A 16,065-nucleotide genomic window follows, 5' to 3' on the forward strand; every position below is an offset into this window, starting at 1 on the left:
CCGCCCGGGAGCGTGCGGTCATCGACCGCCGTTCCGAGCCCGCACCGATGTGGGGCACTTATCCTGACTGCATGACCGACAACCTCCGTTCCGGTCTCGCGCTCGAAGAGCTCAGCGACGAGATCCGCCCGCAGGACGACCTGTTCCGCCACGTGAACGGCCGCTGGCTGGAGCGCACCGAGATCCCCGACGACAAGGCCCGCTGGGGCTCGTTCCACCTCATCGCCGAGCAGGCCGAGGCGAACGTGCGCACCATCGTGCAGGAGTCGCAGGATGCCGAGCCCGGCACCGAGGCCCGCAAGATCGGCGACCTCTTCGCGAGCTTCATGGACACTGAGCGCATCGAGCAGCTCGGCCGCGCGCCCATCGAGGCCCGCCTGGAGCGCGTCGACGCCGTGACCGACATCGCCTCGTTGCTGCAGCTCATCGGCGACCTCGAGCGCGACGGCGTCAGCGGTCTGCTGGCGCTGTTCGTCGAGCCCGACCCGGGCGCGCCCACCCGCTACGTCCCGGTGCTGTACCAGAGCGGCATCTCGCTGCCCGACGAGAGCTACTACCGCCTCGAGAACTTCGACGAGACCCGCACGGCGTACCGCGGCCACATCGAGCGCCTGCTCGACCTGGCCGGCGTCGCCGAGGCCGCGGCATCCGCGGACCGCGTCTTCGCCCTCGAGACCGAGATCGCCACGCACCACTGGTCGCGCGAAGACAACCGCGACGCGGTCAAGACGTACAACCTGAAGTCGTGGGACGACACCGTCGCCCTGGCCGGGCTCGACCTCGAGCCGTGGCGTTCCGCCGTCGCGCCGGGGCACGAGAACGCGCTCGCCGAGGTCGTCGTCTACCAGCCGAGCTTCATCGAGTCGCTCGGGGGACTGCTGGTCGAGGAGCGCCTGGACGACTGGAAGGCCTGGGTGCGATTCAAGATCGTGCACTCCGCCGCGTCGTTCCTCTCCGACGACTTCGTCGCCGAGAACTTCTCCTTCTACGGCACCCAGCTGACGGGCGTGCCGGTGAACCGCGAGCGCTGGAAGCGCGGGGTGGGTCTCGTCGAGGCCGCCCTGGGCGAGGCGATCGGCAAGGTCTACGTCGAGCGGCACTTCCCGCCGGCGGCGAAGGACGCCATGGACGGCCTGGTCGCCAACCTCATCGAGGCGTACCGTCGGTCGATCCGCGGCCTCGAGTGGATGACCGAAGAGACGCGCGAGCGCGCCCTCGCGAAGCTCGACGCGTTCACGCCGAAGATCGGCTACCCCGTGCGCTGGAAGGACTACGGCGAGCTCGAGGTCGTCGCCGACGACCTGATCGGCAACGTACGCCGCGCTCACCTGTGGGAGCACGACCGCCAGCTCGCGAAGGTCGGCCAGCCGATCGACCGCGACGAGTGGTACATGACCCCGCAGACCGTGAACGCGTACTACAACCCGCTCATGAACGAGATCGTGTTCCCCGCCGCGATCCTGCAGTACCCGTTCTTCGACGCCGACCGTGACGCCGCGGCCAACTACGGCGGCATCGGTGCGGTGATCGGTCACGAGATCGGACACGGCTTCGACGACCAGGGCAGCCGTTTCGACGGTGACGGGTCGCTGCGCGACTGGTGGACGGATGCCGACCGCGCGGCCTTCGAGGAGCGCACCAAGGCCCTCATCGCCCAGTACGACGCGCTCGTGCCGCAGGGCCTCGCCGACGAGCACCACGTCAACGGCGCGCTCACCATCGGCGAGAACATCGGCGACCTGGGCGGCCTCGGCATCGCGATCGCGGCATACCGCCTCTTCCTCGAGGGACAGGGCGAGACGGCGGGTGAGGGCCCCGACGTCGACGGGTTCACCGGCATCCAGCGTCTGCTGCTGAGCTGGGCTCAGATCTGGCAGCAGAAGGGGCGCGACGCCGAGACGATCCGTCTGCTCACCATCGACCCGCACTCGCCGAACGAGTTCCGTTGCAATCAGATCGTGCGTAACATCGACGCATTCTACGAGGCGTTCGGAGTCACCGAGGGCGACGCCCTCTGGCTCGACGCCGACCAGCGCGTCACCATTTGGTGAGGTCGCGTTTGTTGCCCTCCTGACCCGGAAGGAGCCACGCTCGTGGGCATGCCCCCGGTTCCCGAGCCCGCCGTGCCCGACCCCGTCGGTGGGCCGGTGGAGTCGTCGTCTCGTCGCGACGCCCCCGCCCTCCGCGGGGCGGGACGCAAGGGACCTAAGCGCCTCCCGCGTCGCGCCGCGGCCGGTCGTCGGTCGTTCACGGCGACGCTGCGCTCGCTCGACGAGCTGGCGGCGTCGGGGGCCAAGGTCTCGGTGCGCATCGACGATCTCGACGGTGGGGCGGAAGTGCTGTCGGGCGACGACTTCGTGACGCTGCCCGTCGGCGGCCTCGGCGTGGTGCCGCTGCTGATCGAGGTCGCCGCCGCGATCGAGGCGGGGCGCCTCGACCCGCTCGAGATCGTCGACCGCGCGTCGGTGCACGACGCCGCCCAGGGCGGGGTCTGGCAGCACCTCAAGGCCCCGGCGCTGCCCGTGGCCGATCTCGCGGCGTTGGCCGCGTCGTCGGGCGACGCTCTCGCGGTCAACGCCCTCGTGCACCGGGTGGGGCTGCAATCGGTGCGGGCGCGGGTCGAACAGCTGGGCCTGCGGCGCACGGCGCTGCTCGACCGGTTCCGCGACGCCCGCGGACCCGATGACGCCCCCCATCTGGCCCTGTCCACGGCGCGCGAGATGGCGCACGTGTTCGCCGGTCTGGTGAACTCGACCATCGTGTCGCCGGGGGTCAGCGCGCAGGTCGCGGAGTGGCTGAGCCTGAACCACGACCTGTCGCTCGTGGCATCCGCCACCGGCCTCGATCCCTTCGCCCACGAGAACGATCAGCACGGGCTGCTGTTCGTCAACAAGACGGGTCGCGCGGCGGGCGTGCGCGCCGAGGCCGGCGTCTTGGGCGGACCGCGCGCGGGCGTCGCGTTCGCGCTGATCGTCAACTTCGACGACCTCTCGATCGCCCACCGTCTGCGGGCGCACGACGCCTTCCGCGTGCTGGGTGTCGAGCTGATGGAGTACGTGTACTGACGGGCGGCGAAGAATGCTCCCCCACCGGGCGCGCGAACGCAATCCCTTCCCCGGCGCGGAGGGTCGCTGGGACGCTGGTCGCCTCCACACGAAAGAAGGGACCGGGGCCATGTCCGACTCCTCCACCACCGACCCGTTCGCCGACAAGGCCGGCCCCGAGGGCCACTCCATCACCGACTGGACCGACCTCGGTCGCGAGATGTGGTCGTATCTGACCGGTCGCGGCGCGGCCGTCAACTACTCGTTCGTCGACATGACCGTCGAGGTTCCCCGCGACATCGGTCCCGACGCCCCGCGCGCGACCTGGAAGCTCAACGGCACCCTGCGCGTCACCACGAGCGACGACACCGCGGCCGGGTCCGACCCGCACCGCGGCAGCTGAGGGGCGGCGCCGTCATGGTGCGTCTCGACATCGACCTCGCCTTCTCGGAGCGCGACGAGACGGAGGATGCCGGGTCGCCTCCGTTCGAGGGCACGGTGACCGCCGCGGGCTCCGAGGTGCGCGTCTTCGTGAGCGACCCCTCGCGCCTGCCGGGCCGCGGTCGGCGCACCCTGGGCGAGTTGTCGACCCTGGCCGATGCCCTGGCATCCCGGGGCATCTCGGTGCGCGTGGAGGGGCCGGACGGTCCGATCCTGCACCTCGGCGACGTCAAGCGCAGCGTCCTGCAGCGGGCGGTCACGGGGTCGGCGCACATCCGACTGGGTTCTGTCGCGGCGGTGGCACCGCTGCTGATGAAACGGAACGGTCGGGGGTCGGTCTTCCCGATCCCGCCGGGCACCCCGATGCCGCTGGTTCCCACCGTCAACCGCACGGTGCGCCGCCGCATCACCACGACGCACTACACGCCCGGCTCGGGGCGGCCGCGCCTGATCTTCGCGGTCGGCGACGCGACGTGGGACGGCTCGCGGCCGCGCGAGTTCGACCTGCTGCCCGAGAAGACCGTGATCGGTTCGGGCGAAGAGGTCGACCTGCGCCTGCCCGGCCTGGCGCCGGTGCACGCCGAGATCCGCCACGAGGGCGACGACGAGTACGTGCTGTACGGCTTCGACGAGGTCGGGGGCGGCGGGGCGCGCGAGCAAGGCCCGGGTCGTGACCGCGGCGGGCGCATCCTGCGCACCGGTGCGCGTATCGAGCTGGGCGACTGGCGGCTCGCGTACTTCCGCGCCGAGTTCGCCGACCACGGCCGACCGTACGGCGGGCGCGTCGGCGGCGAGTTGGCGCGTCAGCGCAAGCAGCCGCCGCGGGGTGGGAGCGGCCCGCTCAGCCGCGCGAGCGATCCCGACTGAGACGGTGGACGGGCTGGCCGGGCGGGCTGGGCGCCGTCGAAGCGGCATCCGTTCGTCGAGGACGCATCCGTTCGTCGAGGCCGCACGGGAGTGTGCTCGATCGGATGCGGTCTCGACGAACGAATGCGTCCTCGGTCGGGCGTGGCGGTAGCGACGCCGCCTCGCGACCGCGTCAGAAGACGATCGTGTGGTTCCCGTCGCGCAGCACGCGGTCTTCGGCGTGCCACAGAACCGCGCGCGAGAGCACCTGGCGTTCGACGTCGGCGCCGCGACGGGCGAGCTCGGCCGCCGAGTCGGCGTGCGTGACGCGCACGGTGTCCTGCTCGATGATCGGACCCTCGTCGAGGTCGCTCGTGACGTAGTGCGAGGTCGCACCGATGAGCTTGACCCCGCGCTGCTTGGCCTTCTTGTACGGCTCCGCGCCGATGAAGGCCGGCAGGAACGAGTGGTGGATGTTGATCACCGGCACCCCGATCTTCTCGAGGAAGTCGGGCGAGAGGATCTGCATGTACCGCGCCAGCACGATGAAGTCGACGTTGCCGACGAGCAGCTCGAGGATGCGGGCCTCGGATGCCGACTTGTCGGGCCCGGGCGTCGAGGGGACGTGGAAGAACGGAACGCCGAACGAGCGCACGTCGTCGGCCGAGGAGGTGTGGTTCGACACCACCATGGGGATGCTCACGGGCAGGTCGCCACGGCGGTGACGCCACAGCAGGTCGAGGAGGCAGTGGTCCTGCTTCGACGACAGGATCGCCATGCGCTTCGGCGTCGAGAGGTCGGTGAGGGTCCACTCGAGCTCGAAGCCGTCGCCGAGGGTCTTCGCGAGGTCGGCCTCGATCTCGGGCAGGGCCGCGGGCAGGTCGGGGCGGTGGAAGACCACGCGCTGGAAGTACGCGCCGCCGCGCAGCTGGTCGGAGTACTGGTCGAAGGCGACGACGTTGCCGCCCTGTCGCGCGATGAGGGCCGAGACGGCGGCGATGATGCCGGGGGTGTCACTGCCGTGCACGATGAGACACGCGTGATCGGGCTGCAGGTGGGGGCTCGCGGAGACCATCGGACCATTCTGCCGTGCGCCGACGCGGTCCCCGACCACGGTTGCGGCGCACAGCGGGGCGCTGTTCGTACAGCGGGGCGGTCATCGCGCGCCCCGGTGCACCGATCGCGCCCCGGTGCGCCGGGCTGACCGCACCAGCCTCGATGTCGGCGGGCGGGGCTAGCCTGGGAGACGTGAACAACGCCCTGCGCCTCGACCGGCCGGGGTGGCGCACCTGGGTGCTGTGGGGCGTCGGCCTGCTCGCCTACGTCGTCTCGATCGTCAACCGCACGTCGCTCTCGGCCGTGGGCGTCGATGCCGCCACCCGCTTCCACGCCGATGCGTCGGCGCTGTCGATGTTCGCCGTCATCCAACTCTTCGTCTACGGCGCCATGCAGATCCCGGTGGGCCTGCTGCTCGACCGCTTCGGCGCGCGGCCCATGATCGCGATCGGCATGGTCCTCATGGCGCTCGGCCAGCTGGTGATGGCGTTCGCCGATGCGGTGGGGATCGGCATCCTGGCCCGCGTGCTCATCGGGGCGGGCGACGCCGCCATCTTCCCCAGCGTGCTGCGCGTGATCGCGACGTGGTTCCCGGCGCAACGGGCGCCGCTGCTGGTGCAGCTCACGGGCATCATCGGCCAGTTCGGCCAGATCATCGCCGTGGTGCCGCTCGCCGCGCTGCTGCACGCCACGAGCTGGAGCGTCGCCTTCGGCAGCGTCGCGGGACTCGGGGTGCTGTTCGCGGTGCTGACGTACGCGATCATCCGCAACCGCCCGCCCGAGCGTCGCACCGACCCGGTCGACACCTCGGTCGACACGCAGACCGGCGCGATCCGGGTCGTGACCTCGGCGGCCGACCTGCGGCAGGGGTTCCGCGAGTCGTGGGCGCACCCCGGCACCCGCCTCGGCTTCTGGTCGCACTTCGCCACCCCCTTCGCGGGAACGGCGTTCATGCTGCTCTGGGGCTTCCCGTTCCTCACCGCGGGCGAGGGGCTTCCGGCGGCGACGGCGTCGTTGATCATGACGACGCTCGTGCTGTTCGGCATCGTGTGCGGTCCGGTCATCGGCGCGTTGTCGAGTCGGCATCCCACCCGTCGTTCGCGCTGGCTCGTGCTCCCGGTCGTGGCGTTCCAGGCGGTGGTGTGGATCGCCGTGATTGCCTGGCCGGGGCCCGCCCCGGTGTGGTTGCTGATCGTGCTGATGTTCGCCCTGTCGACGGGGGGACCCGCCTCGATGATCGCGTTCGACCACGCGCGCACCTTCACTCCCAGCCACCGGCTCAGCACCGCGACGGGCATCGTGAACGGCGGCGGCTTCCTCGCCGCGCTCCTCGCGATCCTGTTCATCGGCGTCGCGATGGACGTGCAGGGGGCGGGGACCCCGGCGACCTATTCTCTGGATGCCTTCCGCCTGGCGTTCCTCACCCAGGTGCCGCTGTGGCTCGTCGGGGGGATCGCGATCGCCGTCGAGCGCGGGCGCACGATCCGTCACGTGGGCGGGTTCGACAAGCTGCCGCGCTGACGCCCGCGGTGAGGCCGGCAGGGGAGGACGGATCGCTCCGGTCAGCCCAGGCCGGTCACCCGCTGCCAGAGGTCGATGAGCAGCGGCACCACGTCGGAGGCCCGGTCGGCCGAACCGACGGCCACCGCGACGAGGGGATACACGGTCGTCGCGAGGGCGGCGAGCACGGCGACGACCGCGAAGGTCCACGCGAGCCAGACGCGGCGGCGCGTGACCGCCACCAGCAGGGCGCCCGCGGCCACGACGACGCCGAGCAGGGTCGCGAGGGCGACACCGCCGACGGGGAACGGAACGAGGCCCGCCGTGCCGGCCGTGGTCGCGGCGAGGAAGCCGACGAGGGGCAGGTACAGCGCGAGGGCGATGATCACCGTGAGGGCCGCACCCACGCCGGTGGCGATGAACACGCCGCGGGGCCGGCGACGGGCACCCGAGGTCACGCGCCTCACGGGTGCACCTCGAGCGACGTGACGCGGAAGTCGATGATCGTGGATGCCATGTCGATGTCCTCTCGTGAAGGTGACGGTGTCGTCACGGAGGAGACGTACCGGGCGGCGGAATCGTCACGCCCCGACGGGGTTTCCCCGACACGCGCCCGGCGGACCCGGTGCGAGACTCGGAGCATGAGCGCGATTGACATCCGCACGCTGGGCGACATCGACGGCATCCACCGGGCCGCGGGGGTACTCGACGAGGTGTGGGGCGAGCGCGGAACGATGCCGGCGAACATCCTGCGCGCCCTCGAACACGCGGGCAACTACGTCGTGGGCCTGTTCGACGGCGATCGCATGGTCGGCGCGTCGGCGGCGTTCTTCGCGCCGCCCGCCGAACGCTCGATGCACTCGCACATCACCGGCATCGTGCCCGGGTACCAGGGCCGCGGCCTCGGTCGTCAGCTGAAGGAGCACCAGCGCGCCTGGGCGCTGGAGCGCGGCGTCGGGCACATCACCTGGACCTTCGACCCGCTCGTCGCGCGCAACGCCCACTTCAACCTGGCCGTGCTCGGCGCTCGCGTCACCGACTACCTCGTCAACCAGTACGGCGAGATGGACGACGCCGTGAACCGCGGCGACGAGTCCGACCGCCTCATGGTCGCGTGGGCGCTCGCCGAGCCGCCCGCACCGACCCCCGCGGATGCCGAGATCCTCGCCGCCGTGGCCGTGCCCGACGACGTCGCGGCGCTCCGCCGCAGCGACCCGGTGGCCGCCGCCGGGTGGCGCGTGCGCGTGCGCGACGAACTGCGGGAGCACCGGGCATCCGGTCGCCGCGTCGGCGGTTTCGATCGCCGCGGATACCTCATCGTGCGGTGACGCCTCGCGCCGCCCGCTCCGTGGGGGCGGGCGACGCAGCAGGGATCACTGCTCGGTGATCGGGGTGTCCTTCTCGGCCGCCGGGTCGCCCTGACCGGGGCCCGGGCGCACGGCCGCGTCGTCGCGCACGTCGATGCGCGTGACCCCGTCGTGCTCGGTGACGTCGAAACGCGGGGCGGCGTCTTCTTCGGTCGCCTTCGGTGCGCTCGTCAACTGGTCGTGACGGTTCTCTTCGAAGCTCTTCTCGTCGCTCATCGCGCTCACTCCTCGCCTGCCGAACGCCAGGCGTCCGACTCCATGTGGGAGCCCGCCTGCGGGCCCATCTGCAGCATTCCGCCGTCGACGACCCAGCTGGCGCCCGAGACGTACGATCCCGAGGGCGAGGCCAGGAAGCGGATCACGTCGGCCACCTCGCTCGGCTTGCCGGGGCGGCCGAGGGGGATGCCCGGGCGATGCGTGCGCTCCGCGTCGTCGGCCGACATGTCGTTGATGGGCGTCGCGATCTCGCCCGGGGCGACGGCGTTCGCGGTGATGCCGTACTGGCCGAGTTCGAGCGCCATCGTCTTGATCAGGCCGCCGAGACCGTGCTTGGCGGCGACGTAGGGGGCGGAGCCCACGCGGGGCTGGTGCTCGTGCACGCTCGACACCGCGATGAGGCGACCGCCGTTGCCGGCCTGCACCATGCGGCGGGCCGCGGTGTGCAGGGCGAGGAACGCTCCGTCGAGGTTGAGGGCGATGTCGGTGCGCCAGGTCTTCAGGTCGAGGTCGAGGAACGTGCCCCCGATGCCGCCGCCCGCGTTGTTGACGAAGACGTCGAGTCCGCCGAGCTCATCGGCCATGGCGTTCACGGCGTCGGGGACGGAGTCGAAGTCGGTGGCGTCGAACTGCGTGACGATCGCGCGGGCGCCGCGGCCGCGGACGGCCTCGGCGGTCTCTTCGGCGCCGTCCTTGTCGGAGTGGTAGGTGATCGCGACGTCGATGCCGGCGTCGGCCAGGGCGAGGGCGGTGGCGGCACCGATGCCCGAGTCGGAGCCGGTGACGATCGCGTGGCGCGGGGTGAAGTCGCTCATGCGACCGACGCTACGCGTGCGCCCCGGCGCGGTCGGCGGCCTTGCCAGCGTCGGACGCGGGCGTTACGGTCGCCGGCGCGTCCGCGGTGGCGGAACGCCTCGAACCATACGAGTGGACAGCGCGTCGACCTCCCGCACAGAGAAGAGAGGCGCGCGGAAGGTGCGTGGCATGCCTGCGTAGTAACTCAAACAGACCAGGAGGGGATGGCTCAAAAAGCGGGTTGTCGCGATGACGTGTACAGCCCCGGCGGACAGAATCGTTTGCCGTTGGACTAGGTGGCTGATGAGAAGGGCGACTCGGTCGGACTCCGGATTGGCGTGCAGCCGTGAGCAGAGAACCCTGCTTGCGGGCCAGACCAGCGCGATAGCGAACCCCCCCGCTGCGAGAATCAGTGCAGGCGACCACCCCCAACCAGAGGTAGTCCACCCGGCGAGCACCGCTGCGGCGCTTATCGATGCGAGCACTGCAACGCCCGTGCCGACTGCGCGGAAGCCACGGTCCGCCGTGAGCAGTGGTGTCGACGGATCCTCCCCGAACGCTTCGTGCAGGAGACGCTCCACGCTTCGTCGAGGGAGTGACGGAAGCACGAGGTTCGTTCCGGCTTGCGCTGCCGAGTCCGTCGTCAACAAAGACAGTCGAACCCGGCCGAGTGCCGTCTCGACAATGTTGCGCTGAAGAACGACACCGATGGTCGCCTGCGGCGAGACACTCCGAACGTGGGTGGAGAGAAGACCGTAGGAGATCACGAGGCGTCCGTCCCCGGCTCGCCGCACCTCGAAGTTCGCGTATCGGAACACTGTCAGAAGAACTCCGAGGGTGCCGATGACTCCGATGAGGACGAACGCCCACGCGGCCGGCGTGAGGCGGATCCATCCTGCGATCACCTTGTCGACCGAAAACGTCTGCAACCACTCAGAAAAGGCCATCGCCGCTCCACCGCCGATGAGTGCAAACTGCCCGTAGACCACGCTGGCCAGAAGCAGTTGGCCGATTCGCGCGCGGTACAGAAGAAGGTCTTCGGTCTTCGCGTCCCCGACCGCCTCCGTATGCCCGTCGCTGACTGCCCGCTGAGCGGCGTGCACCGTTCGGTGGATGGATGCTGTCACGTCGTGGTGAAGAGCGTCGTCGGCGGCCCACAAAGACACTTTCGTCCGCTCATCTCCTGCCTGGGACAACGTCATCGCGCGCAGGCGCCACGGGACAAACGCCCAAGGCTGGCGGCTGTCGACAGTGCCGACGTCGGTCCACGCGAGGGTCTGTTCTCGGCGGTGGACGGCGCCGGTTCGCACGATCAAATGTGTGGGAGTAAGGGTGATGCGAGTGAACGCCCAACGCCAGGCCGGTTCAAGGGCGAGCACGCTGATCAACGGACCCAACGCGAGCCACGCCCACGCCCCGGGCCAGACTCCCGGCGCGAAGATGGCGATTGCGCCCGCCGAGAGCCCGCCGATCAGTTTCGGTGCAGCTTCTAGATATGCCGCCGGGAGGTAATGCCGCGGCAAGCGCCGGGTTGCCGTTTCAGTCCGTTCACTCATTCGAGTGGCTCTGCACGGGTCAGCAGCACCGTGGTACGCGCGAGCTCTGCGGCGCTCCACTCGAGCGGACGCAAGGCTTCGACTTCGGAGATGCACGTGAACCTGACGCTTACGACGTCGAACATACGGAGCAGGGGCCCTTGGACAATCTCGACGTTCAGAATCTGCGCGGTGGGGATCGTCGTGCTACGGCGCCAGAGCCAGCCGCGACTGATGTAGACGAAGTCGGGAGTCACCGTGTAACTACAACTCTGCACTTCTTTGCGGTTGAGCCACGGCAACTCGATGCACAAGGAGATGATGGCGAGCGCGGCGACGACCGAGCCAAGGATGCCGCGCCACATCACATCAGGGAGGAAGCAGATTCCACCTCCCAGCACTGCCACAGCCGCGGCTGTGCTGAACCCCGTCCGGACGTTGAGGTAGTTGAGCGCGCGAGGAGCCAGCGAACTGTTGCCCGGTGCGTTCTGCGTCGGTGGCGGGCCCTGAAGGGGAAGCTGCGTCGGCCGTACGGATGGCGACACGGCGCTCCTTTCGCATCGTCGGGCTGAGGAAGGTGCGGGGGTCTGCGACTCCCAGTCAGTTTCGAGAAGCGGGCGCGTAGCATCAGGATGCTTCCTCTCGATCCGATTGGAGCACCTGGCTGGCGCCTTGACCGAGGCGCCAGCCAGACTTTTCTCGTGGCAAGATCTCGTCCTCACTGCACGTCGGCCCTCTGGTGGCGAACAAAACCTGTGGTGAGCGGAACGACAAGCCAGAGCACACCAGCACTGATCGCAGGTGTGAGCTGTCCGCTTCCGCTGACGAATTCACTGATCGCGGCCAGGCGGAACCACGAGCCGGCGCCGTGAGGGACGAGCATCAGGAGCGGATCGAGAGCAAAACCTTGAATGAGAGAAAAGACGATGGCGATGACGACGCGCTGCGTCGCGGCCGCGTAGGCAAGGCCCGAGATCATGCCGACAGCCGTACCGCCGAGCAAAAGCGCGACGGTGGAGGTATCGGTGTTCCATCCAACGCCGGAGCCTGTCGCCAGCGCAAGCGATACCGCCAAGACGACCACGAAGACGGCGGCGAAGATCACGAGCGCCAGGCAGACGATGAGCACCGTCATCGCCTTCGCGAAAAAGACGATGTGACGTCGTGGTTCGAGGGTGAACGTCGTCATCACGTCGCGTGACTGCCAGTCGGCCGCAACAATCAAGATCGCCAGGATCGGAACGAAGACGGTCACAGCAGAACCAACGCCTAGGAGTGCGCCTGCGATGCTTACCGACCCCGGGTCGAGCAAGAGATTGATCGCGGCGACTCCTGCCCCGACGACAACCCATAAGGACACCGTGATGCCGAGAGTCCAACGGATCCCGCGCGTCGTCCGCACGTTGCGGAGCTCGGCATGCAGGCAACGGGTGAAGCGAGCTGTCGACACTCCACTACTGGTGAGTAGCAATGGCGTCTCCTTCGACTCGGTACTCGCCTCGTGTGAGGCGGCGGTACACATCGCTGATGGACTCACGGTCTTCACCGAGCTCGTCGATGAGGATGCTCTCGGAGATGCAGATCTTGCTCAGGGACCGGGGGTCGGTTCCGACGAAGAACCGGCTCGACCCCCGGTCGAATTTGAATGACAGCGCGCGAGACTGCAGCGCCCGCATCATGGCATCGGGGTCAACGGCGACAACCGTCGTGCTCGTCTCGGGGCTGAGCTGACCGACTTCTCCAACGTATCGAATCGTCCCCTCGCTGAGCACAACGATACGGTCGGCGAAGGTCTGAAGTTCTTCAAGGAGATGCGTCGAAACGAGCACGGAGCCGCCGGTCGCGTGCGCGTGCTGTATCAGGGTCGTTCGAAGCCAGTCCGCGGTTTCGATATCAAGACCGTTCATCGGCTCATCGAGGATGAGGTGCCGAGGACTGCCCATGAGAGCCAAGGCCAGGGCGAGGCGTTGCTTCATCCCCAGGGAGAGCGCGCCGAATCGACGATGCGAAGCTGAGGCGAGGCCGAGAATGGCGATCAGTCCACGCGCGCGTTCTATCGGGACGCCAGCCAGTACTGCGGCGCTGGAAAGAGTGTCTTCGACGCTGCGTCCCGGGTGGTGGGCTGTGGGGTCGAGGAGTGCCCCGACACAGCGCCCGGGCTGCGGAAGGTCGCGGTAAGGAATGCCATCAAACGTCGTCGATCCTGAGCCTGTGAGGGTCAGCCCAAGCATTGCGCGCATAACCGTGGACTTCCCGGACCCGTTCGGGCCGAGGAGACCCGTGATGGTCCCGGCGGGGACATCGAAGGTGATGTCATCGAGGACCCGCTTCTTGCGGTAGCTCTTGCTGACACCCGTCACTTGTATGCCTGTGTCGTGCTCGCGCGGCATGCGTTGCTCCTCATTTCTCTTGGGGGCGAAGTGATCAATCCGGATAGGACGGCACATATGATGCCGCCCCATCCGGATGCCCCTCAGCCGATACCGAGGCTGCGGAGAATCCACTCGACGATCGTGCCGAAGGAGATACCCGCATTGATCCACTCGAGCACGCGACGCCAGTTGTTACGCGCCCACGCGACGATCCGTTCTACTTGGCTGGCTACCCATCTGCCCCAGCGGCCGATGTTTGCCCAAACCCAGGAGATGAACCGAAGAACTGCCCCCATGATGTTTCCTCTCGATCCGTTGATTTCTGTCAACGGCGATGCGTTCGTGACCGCGATCGCAGCGCCGAGGGTGACGCTAGCCAGGCCGTCGTAGGTATTTCTTGACCTGAAAGACCCACGGTTGGACGCGGGGGGCGCAACCTGAACCCACCGAAAGGCGCAACCGCAGGGTGGGTGATACCGCCCCGGGACTGAACAGACCTGGGGCCTCTGTCGACCGACGCGCGCCGCGATTACGCTCCGAGGGGTTGTGACCCTTGGGTGCGGACGCCTGCAGCGCGGCGCCAGAGCACCCGTGACGGAAGGACTCTTGTGGCCGGAATGAAGCGGACCATCGCAGACGGCGCAGCGCTCGTCGCCCTGTGCGTAGTAGCAGCGGCAGTGAACATCGCGCTCGCGGTCTTCACCGATGTCGATGCCCCAATACGGTGGGGCGCCACCGTTTCTTGTGGCGTGGTCGCCGCCGCGACGACGTTCGCCATTGTTTCGCGAGTGAAGCGCACACGCCGCGGGCAGTAGGACCGGTCGCAGTCGACCTGCGCATCAGTGCTCAGGGAATGCGAACGACGCCCGTTGATGCCGCGTAGAGAAGAACCTGGATACGATCGCGAGCGCTCCACTTCGTCATGATGCGACGCAGATGCGACTTAACCGTGGCTTCAGACAGAAAGAGGCTTTGACCGATCTCGGCGTTGGACATGCCCTGGGCGAGGAGCTCGAGTACATCGCGTTCGCGACGTGACACCTGCTCGCCCTCGCTCAGAGTACGACTCGGCTGATTGTCTGCTGACGTACCAATTCGCCGGATGAGCGCGCGGCCGGCGATGGGTGAGAGCACGAATCCACCGTGATGGGCGCTGCGTATCGCCGCCGTGATGTGCTCCGGCTCCGAGTCCTTCACGAGAAAGCCGACCGCCCCGGCACGGAGAGCAGCTACCACCGTTTCGTCGGACCGGTACGTGGTGAGAGCAACGCAGCGTGTCAGCGGGAGGGCTGTTGCGACCCGTTCAATCGCAGTTATTCCATCGCCGCCCGGCATCCGGACGTCCATCAGCACTACGTCGGGACCGAGGGCGATGCTCTGATCGACGGCACTCGGCCCGTCGCTCGCCTCACCGACGACTTCCAACTCGGACTCAGCGTCGACGAAGAGGCGAAGCGCACGGCGGACAAGCGCCTCGTCGTCGGCGATGAGGACGCGGATCGGTTGCATTCGAGCAGCGTATGTGGCGGCTTCTCGGCGGCCGTCGCAAAATCTCTGCCGCCCGGCGCGTGTCCCTGATGGGGCAACGCGTGACGCACGCGACAACCGCAGCGTTCTTCCCTTAGTTCATCCCGGTCGTCACCCCGGACTCGATCTCGGCATCGCCTCCGGGCGAAGCGAGATGAGGACGCGGCGCTGGTGAGGGTGCCGGTCGATGCCTCCGGCGCCCGCACCGGCGGCTACCCTGCCCTCATGCCGCTCACCCGCGCCGCCGCCCCCGTGACCCTGGATGCCATCGAGCTGCGCGTGCTGCAGATCCCGCTCGTCTCGCCCTTCACGACGTCGTTCGGCACCGAGACCGTGCGCGAGGTGATCGTCGTCGCGGCCGAGACCCCCGACGGGCGGGGGTGGGGCGAGGTGGTCACCATGGCTGCGCCGCTGTACTCCAGCGAGTACACCGCGAGCGCGTGGGACGTGCTGGCGAGGTACCTGGCGCCGGCGTTGCTGGAGCGCCGCGCCTTCGCGCCCGAAGAGGTTCCCGGCATCCTGCGTGCGTTCGTCGGGCACCGCATGGCCAAGGCGGGACTCGAGCTCGCGGTGATCGACGCCGCCCTGCGCGCCGAGGGGCGCAGCTTCGGGCAGTACCTCGGCGCCGAGAAGGACAGGGTGCCCTCGGGCGTCTCGGTCGGGATTCAGCGCGACCCCGCGGCGCTCGTCGACGTCGTCGGCGGGTACCTCGACGAGGGCTACGTGCGCATCAAGATCAAGATCAAACCGGGGCGCGACCTCGCCGACACGGCCGCCGTGCGCGAGGCCTTCGGATCCATCCCGCTGCAGGTCGACGCGAACTCGGCCTACACGCTGCAGGATGCCGACACCCTCGCCGAACTGGACCGCTTCGACCTGCTGCTCATCGAGCAACCGCTGCAGGAAGACGACCTGGTCGACCACGCGACGCTCGCCGCGCGGTTGCGGACCCCTGTCTGCCTCGACGAGTCGATCGTGTCGGCGAAGGCGGCGGCCGACGCCCTGGCGCTGGGCTCGGGGTCGATCATCAACGTCAAGGCGGGTCGGATCGGCGGGTACCTCGAGGCCGTCGCGGTGCACGACCTGTGCCGCGACGCCGGCATCGCCGTCTGGTGCGGCGGCATGCTCGAGACGGGCATCGGCCGTGCCGCCAACGCCGCCCTCGCGGCCCTGCCGGGCTTCACGCTGCCCGGCGACATCTCGGCATCCGCCCGCTTCTACGAGCACGACATCGTCACCGAACCCGCCGTGCTCGACGACGGACACGTGCGCGTGCCGACCGGTCCGGGCCTCGGCGTCGAGATCGACGCGGCGGCGCTCGAGCGCTTCACCGTGCGCCGCGAGCGGCTCACACGGTGAGCAGGGC

The 16,065-nt window shown here is 68.9% G+C and carries 17 protein-coding genes; 7 read left to right on the top strand and 10 right to left on the bottom strand.

Translation table 11 applies throughout. From position 1 onward, the window contains the following. Nucleotides 1-71: 71 nt before the first annotated feature. From BJP65_RS10130 to BJP65_RS10145, 4 genes are all read left to right on the top strand, one after another. On the top strand, nucleotides 72-2,051 hold the full coding sequence (locus BJP65_RS10130) for a M13 family metallopeptidase (RefSeq protein ID WP_055832738.1): 1,980 nt from the start codon (nucleotides 72-74) through the stop codon (nucleotides 2,049-2,051). A gap of 48 nt (nucleotides 2,052-2,099) precedes the next feature. After that, complete coding sequence (locus BJP65_RS10135; protein WP_070409946.1) at nucleotides 2,100-3,065, top strand: serine hydrolase; 966 nt, start codon at nucleotides 2,100-2,102, stop codon at nucleotides 3,063-3,065. Between the two features lie 109 nt (nucleotides 3,066-3,174). Then, complete coding sequence (locus tag BJP65_RS10140; protein ID WP_070409058.1) at nucleotides 3,175-3,447, top strand: hypothetical protein; 273 nt, start codon at nucleotides 3,175-3,177, stop codon at nucleotides 3,445-3,447. A gap of 14 nt (nucleotides 3,448-3,461) precedes the next feature. Beyond that, nucleotides 3,462-4,352: an FHA domain-containing protein gene (locus BJP65_RS10145; protein WP_055934832.1), complete on the top strand. Its 891-nt coding sequence runs from the start codon at nucleotides 3,462-3,464 to the stop codon at nucleotides 4,350-4,352. A 172-nt stretch (nucleotides 4,353-4,524) separates the two neighbouring features. Here the strand turns inward: BJP65_RS10145 and purU are convergent, their stop codons facing one another. Then, nucleotides 4,525-5,406 carry a formyltetrahydrofolate deformylase gene (gene purU, locus BJP65_RS10150; RefSeq protein ID WP_055833210.1) on the bottom strand — a complete coding sequence of 294 codons (882 nt, stop codon included), beginning with the start codon at nucleotides 5,404-5,406 and terminating at the stop codon, nucleotides 4,525-4,527. Between the two features lie 173 nt (nucleotides 5,407-5,579). On the opposite strand from purU, the gene BJP65_RS10155 reads away from it, so the two are divergent. Continuing rightward, nucleotides 5,580-6,908, top strand: a complete 1,329-nt coding sequence (locus BJP65_RS10155) for a nitrate/nitrite transporter (protein ID WP_070409059.1) — start codon at nucleotides 5,580-5,582, stop codon at nucleotides 6,906-6,908. Between the two features lie 41 nt (nucleotides 6,909-6,949). Here BJP65_RS10155 and BJP65_RS10160 read toward each other — a convergent pair whose 3' ends face one another. After that, a complete protein-coding gene (locus tag BJP65_RS10160) occupies nucleotides 6,950-7,354 on the bottom strand; it encodes an MFS transporter permease (RefSeq protein WP_070409060.1) in 405 nt (134 codons plus the stop codon). 174 nt (nucleotides 7,355-7,528) lie between these two features. On the opposite strand from BJP65_RS10160, the gene BJP65_RS10165 reads away from it, so the two are divergent. Next, entirely contained in the window at nucleotides 7,529-8,215 is a 687-nt protein-coding gene (locus tag BJP65_RS10165) for a GNAT family N-acetyltransferase (RefSeq protein ID WP_070409061.1), read from the top strand. A 45-nt stretch (nucleotides 8,216-8,260) separates the two neighbouring features. On the opposite strand, the gene BJP65_RS10170 is transcribed toward BJP65_RS10165, so the two are convergent. From BJP65_RS10170 to BJP65_RS10200, 8 genes are all read right to left on the bottom strand, one after another. After that, a complete protein-coding gene (locus tag BJP65_RS10170; protein WP_055832745.1) occupies nucleotides 8,261-8,470 on the bottom strand; it encodes a hypothetical protein in 210 nt (69 codons plus the stop codon). Between the two features lie 5 nt (nucleotides 8,471-8,475). Next, a complete protein-coding gene (locus BJP65_RS10175) occupies nucleotides 8,476-9,285 on the bottom strand; it encodes an SDR family oxidoreductase (protein ID WP_070409062.1) in 810 nt (269 codons plus the stop codon). Between the two features lie 63 nt (nucleotides 9,286-9,348). After that, nucleotides 9,349-10,575 (bottom strand): hypothetical protein, encoded by a 1,227-nt coding sequence (locus tag BJP65_RS10180; protein WP_258027458.1) that lies wholly within the window; start codon nucleotides 10,573-10,575, stop codon nucleotides 9,349-9,351. A 242-nt stretch (nucleotides 10,576-10,817) separates the two neighbouring features. Next, entirely contained in the window at nucleotides 10,818-11,345 is a 528-nt protein-coding gene (locus BJP65_RS10185) for a PH domain-containing protein (RefSeq protein WP_083285805.1), read from the bottom strand. Nucleotides 11,346-11,518: 173 nt separating this feature from the next. Beyond that, a complete protein-coding gene (locus tag BJP65_RS10190) occupies nucleotides 11,519-12,055 on the bottom strand; it encodes an ABC transporter permease (protein ID WP_258027459.1) in 537 nt (178 codons plus the stop codon). Nucleotides 12,056-12,254: 199 nt separating this feature from the next. Beyond that, nucleotides 12,255-13,190, bottom strand: a complete 936-nt coding sequence (locus BJP65_RS10195) for an ABC transporter ATP-binding protein (RefSeq protein WP_070409065.1) — start codon at nucleotides 13,188-13,190, stop codon at nucleotides 12,255-12,257. An 83-nt stretch (nucleotides 13,191-13,273) separates the two neighbouring features. Further along, nucleotides 13,274-13,468, bottom strand: a complete 195-nt coding sequence (locus BJP65_RS16295) for an aureocin A53 family class IId bacteriocin (RefSeq protein ID WP_083285806.1) — start codon at nucleotides 13,466-13,468, stop codon at nucleotides 13,274-13,276. 550 nt (nucleotides 13,469-14,018) lie between these two features. Next, nucleotides 14,019-14,681: a response regulator transcription factor gene (locus BJP65_RS10200; RefSeq protein ID WP_070409066.1), complete on the bottom strand. Its 663-nt coding sequence runs from the start codon at nucleotides 14,679-14,681 to the stop codon at nucleotides 14,019-14,021. Nucleotides 14,682-14,924: 243 nt separating this feature from the next. Between BJP65_RS10200 and menC the strand changes: the two genes are divergently transcribed. Further along, a complete protein-coding gene (menC, locus tag BJP65_RS10205) occupies nucleotides 14,925-16,058 on the top strand; it encodes an o-succinylbenzoate synthase (RefSeq protein WP_070409948.1) in 1,134 nt (377 codons plus the stop codon). The last annotated feature ends 7 nt before the right edge of the window (nucleotides 16,059-16,065 follow it).

This window comes from Microbacterium sp. BH-3-3-3, assembly GCF_001792815.1.
GTDB lineage: Bacteria > Actinomycetota > Actinomycetes > Actinomycetales > Microbacteriaceae > Microbacterium.

Coding starts and splice junctions, on each gene's coding strand:
- BJP65_RS10130 (WP_055832738.1), top strand. CDS start 72: ATGACCGACAACCTCCGTTCCGGTCTCGCGCTCGAAGAGCTCAGCGAC.
- BJP65_RS10135 (WP_070409946.1), top strand. CDS start 2,100: ATGCCCCCGGTTCCCGAGCCCGCCGTGCCCGACCCCGTCGGTGGGCCG.
- BJP65_RS10140 (WP_070409058.1), top strand. CDS start 3,175: ATGTCCGACTCCTCCACCACCGACCCGTTCGCCGACAAGGCCGGCCCC.
- BJP65_RS10145 (WP_055934832.1), top strand. CDS start 3,462: ATGGTGCGTCTCGACATCGACCTCGCCTTCTCGGAGCGCGACGAGACG.
- purU (WP_055833210.1), bottom strand. CDS start 5,406: ATGGTCTCCGCGAGCCCCCACCTGCAGCCCGATCACGCGTGTCTCATC.
- BJP65_RS10165 (WP_070409061.1), top strand. CDS start 7,529: ATGAGCGCGATTGACATCCGCACGCTGGGCGACATCGACGGCATCCAC.
- BJP65_RS10170 (WP_055832745.1), bottom strand. CDS start 8,470: ATGAGCGACGAGAAGAGCTTCGAAGAGAACCGTCACGACCAGTTGACG.
- BJP65_RS10175 (WP_070409062.1), bottom strand. CDS start 9,285: ATGAGCGACTTCACCCCGCGCCACGCGATCGTCACCGGCTCCGACTCG.
- BJP65_RS10195 (WP_070409065.1), bottom strand. CDS start 13,190: ATGCCGCGCGAGCACGACACAGGCATACAAGTGACGGGTGTCAGCAAG.
- BJP65_RS16295 (WP_083285806.1), bottom strand. CDS start 13,468: ATGGGGGCAGTTCTTCGGTTCATCTCCTGGGTTTGGGCAAACATCGGC.
- BJP65_RS10200 (WP_070409066.1), bottom strand. CDS start 14,681: ATGCAACCGATCCGCGTCCTCATCGCCGACGACGAGGCGCTTGTCCGC.
- menC (WP_070409948.1), top strand. CDS start 14,925: ATGCCGCTCACCCGCGCCGCCGCCCCCGTGACCCTGGATGCCATCGAG.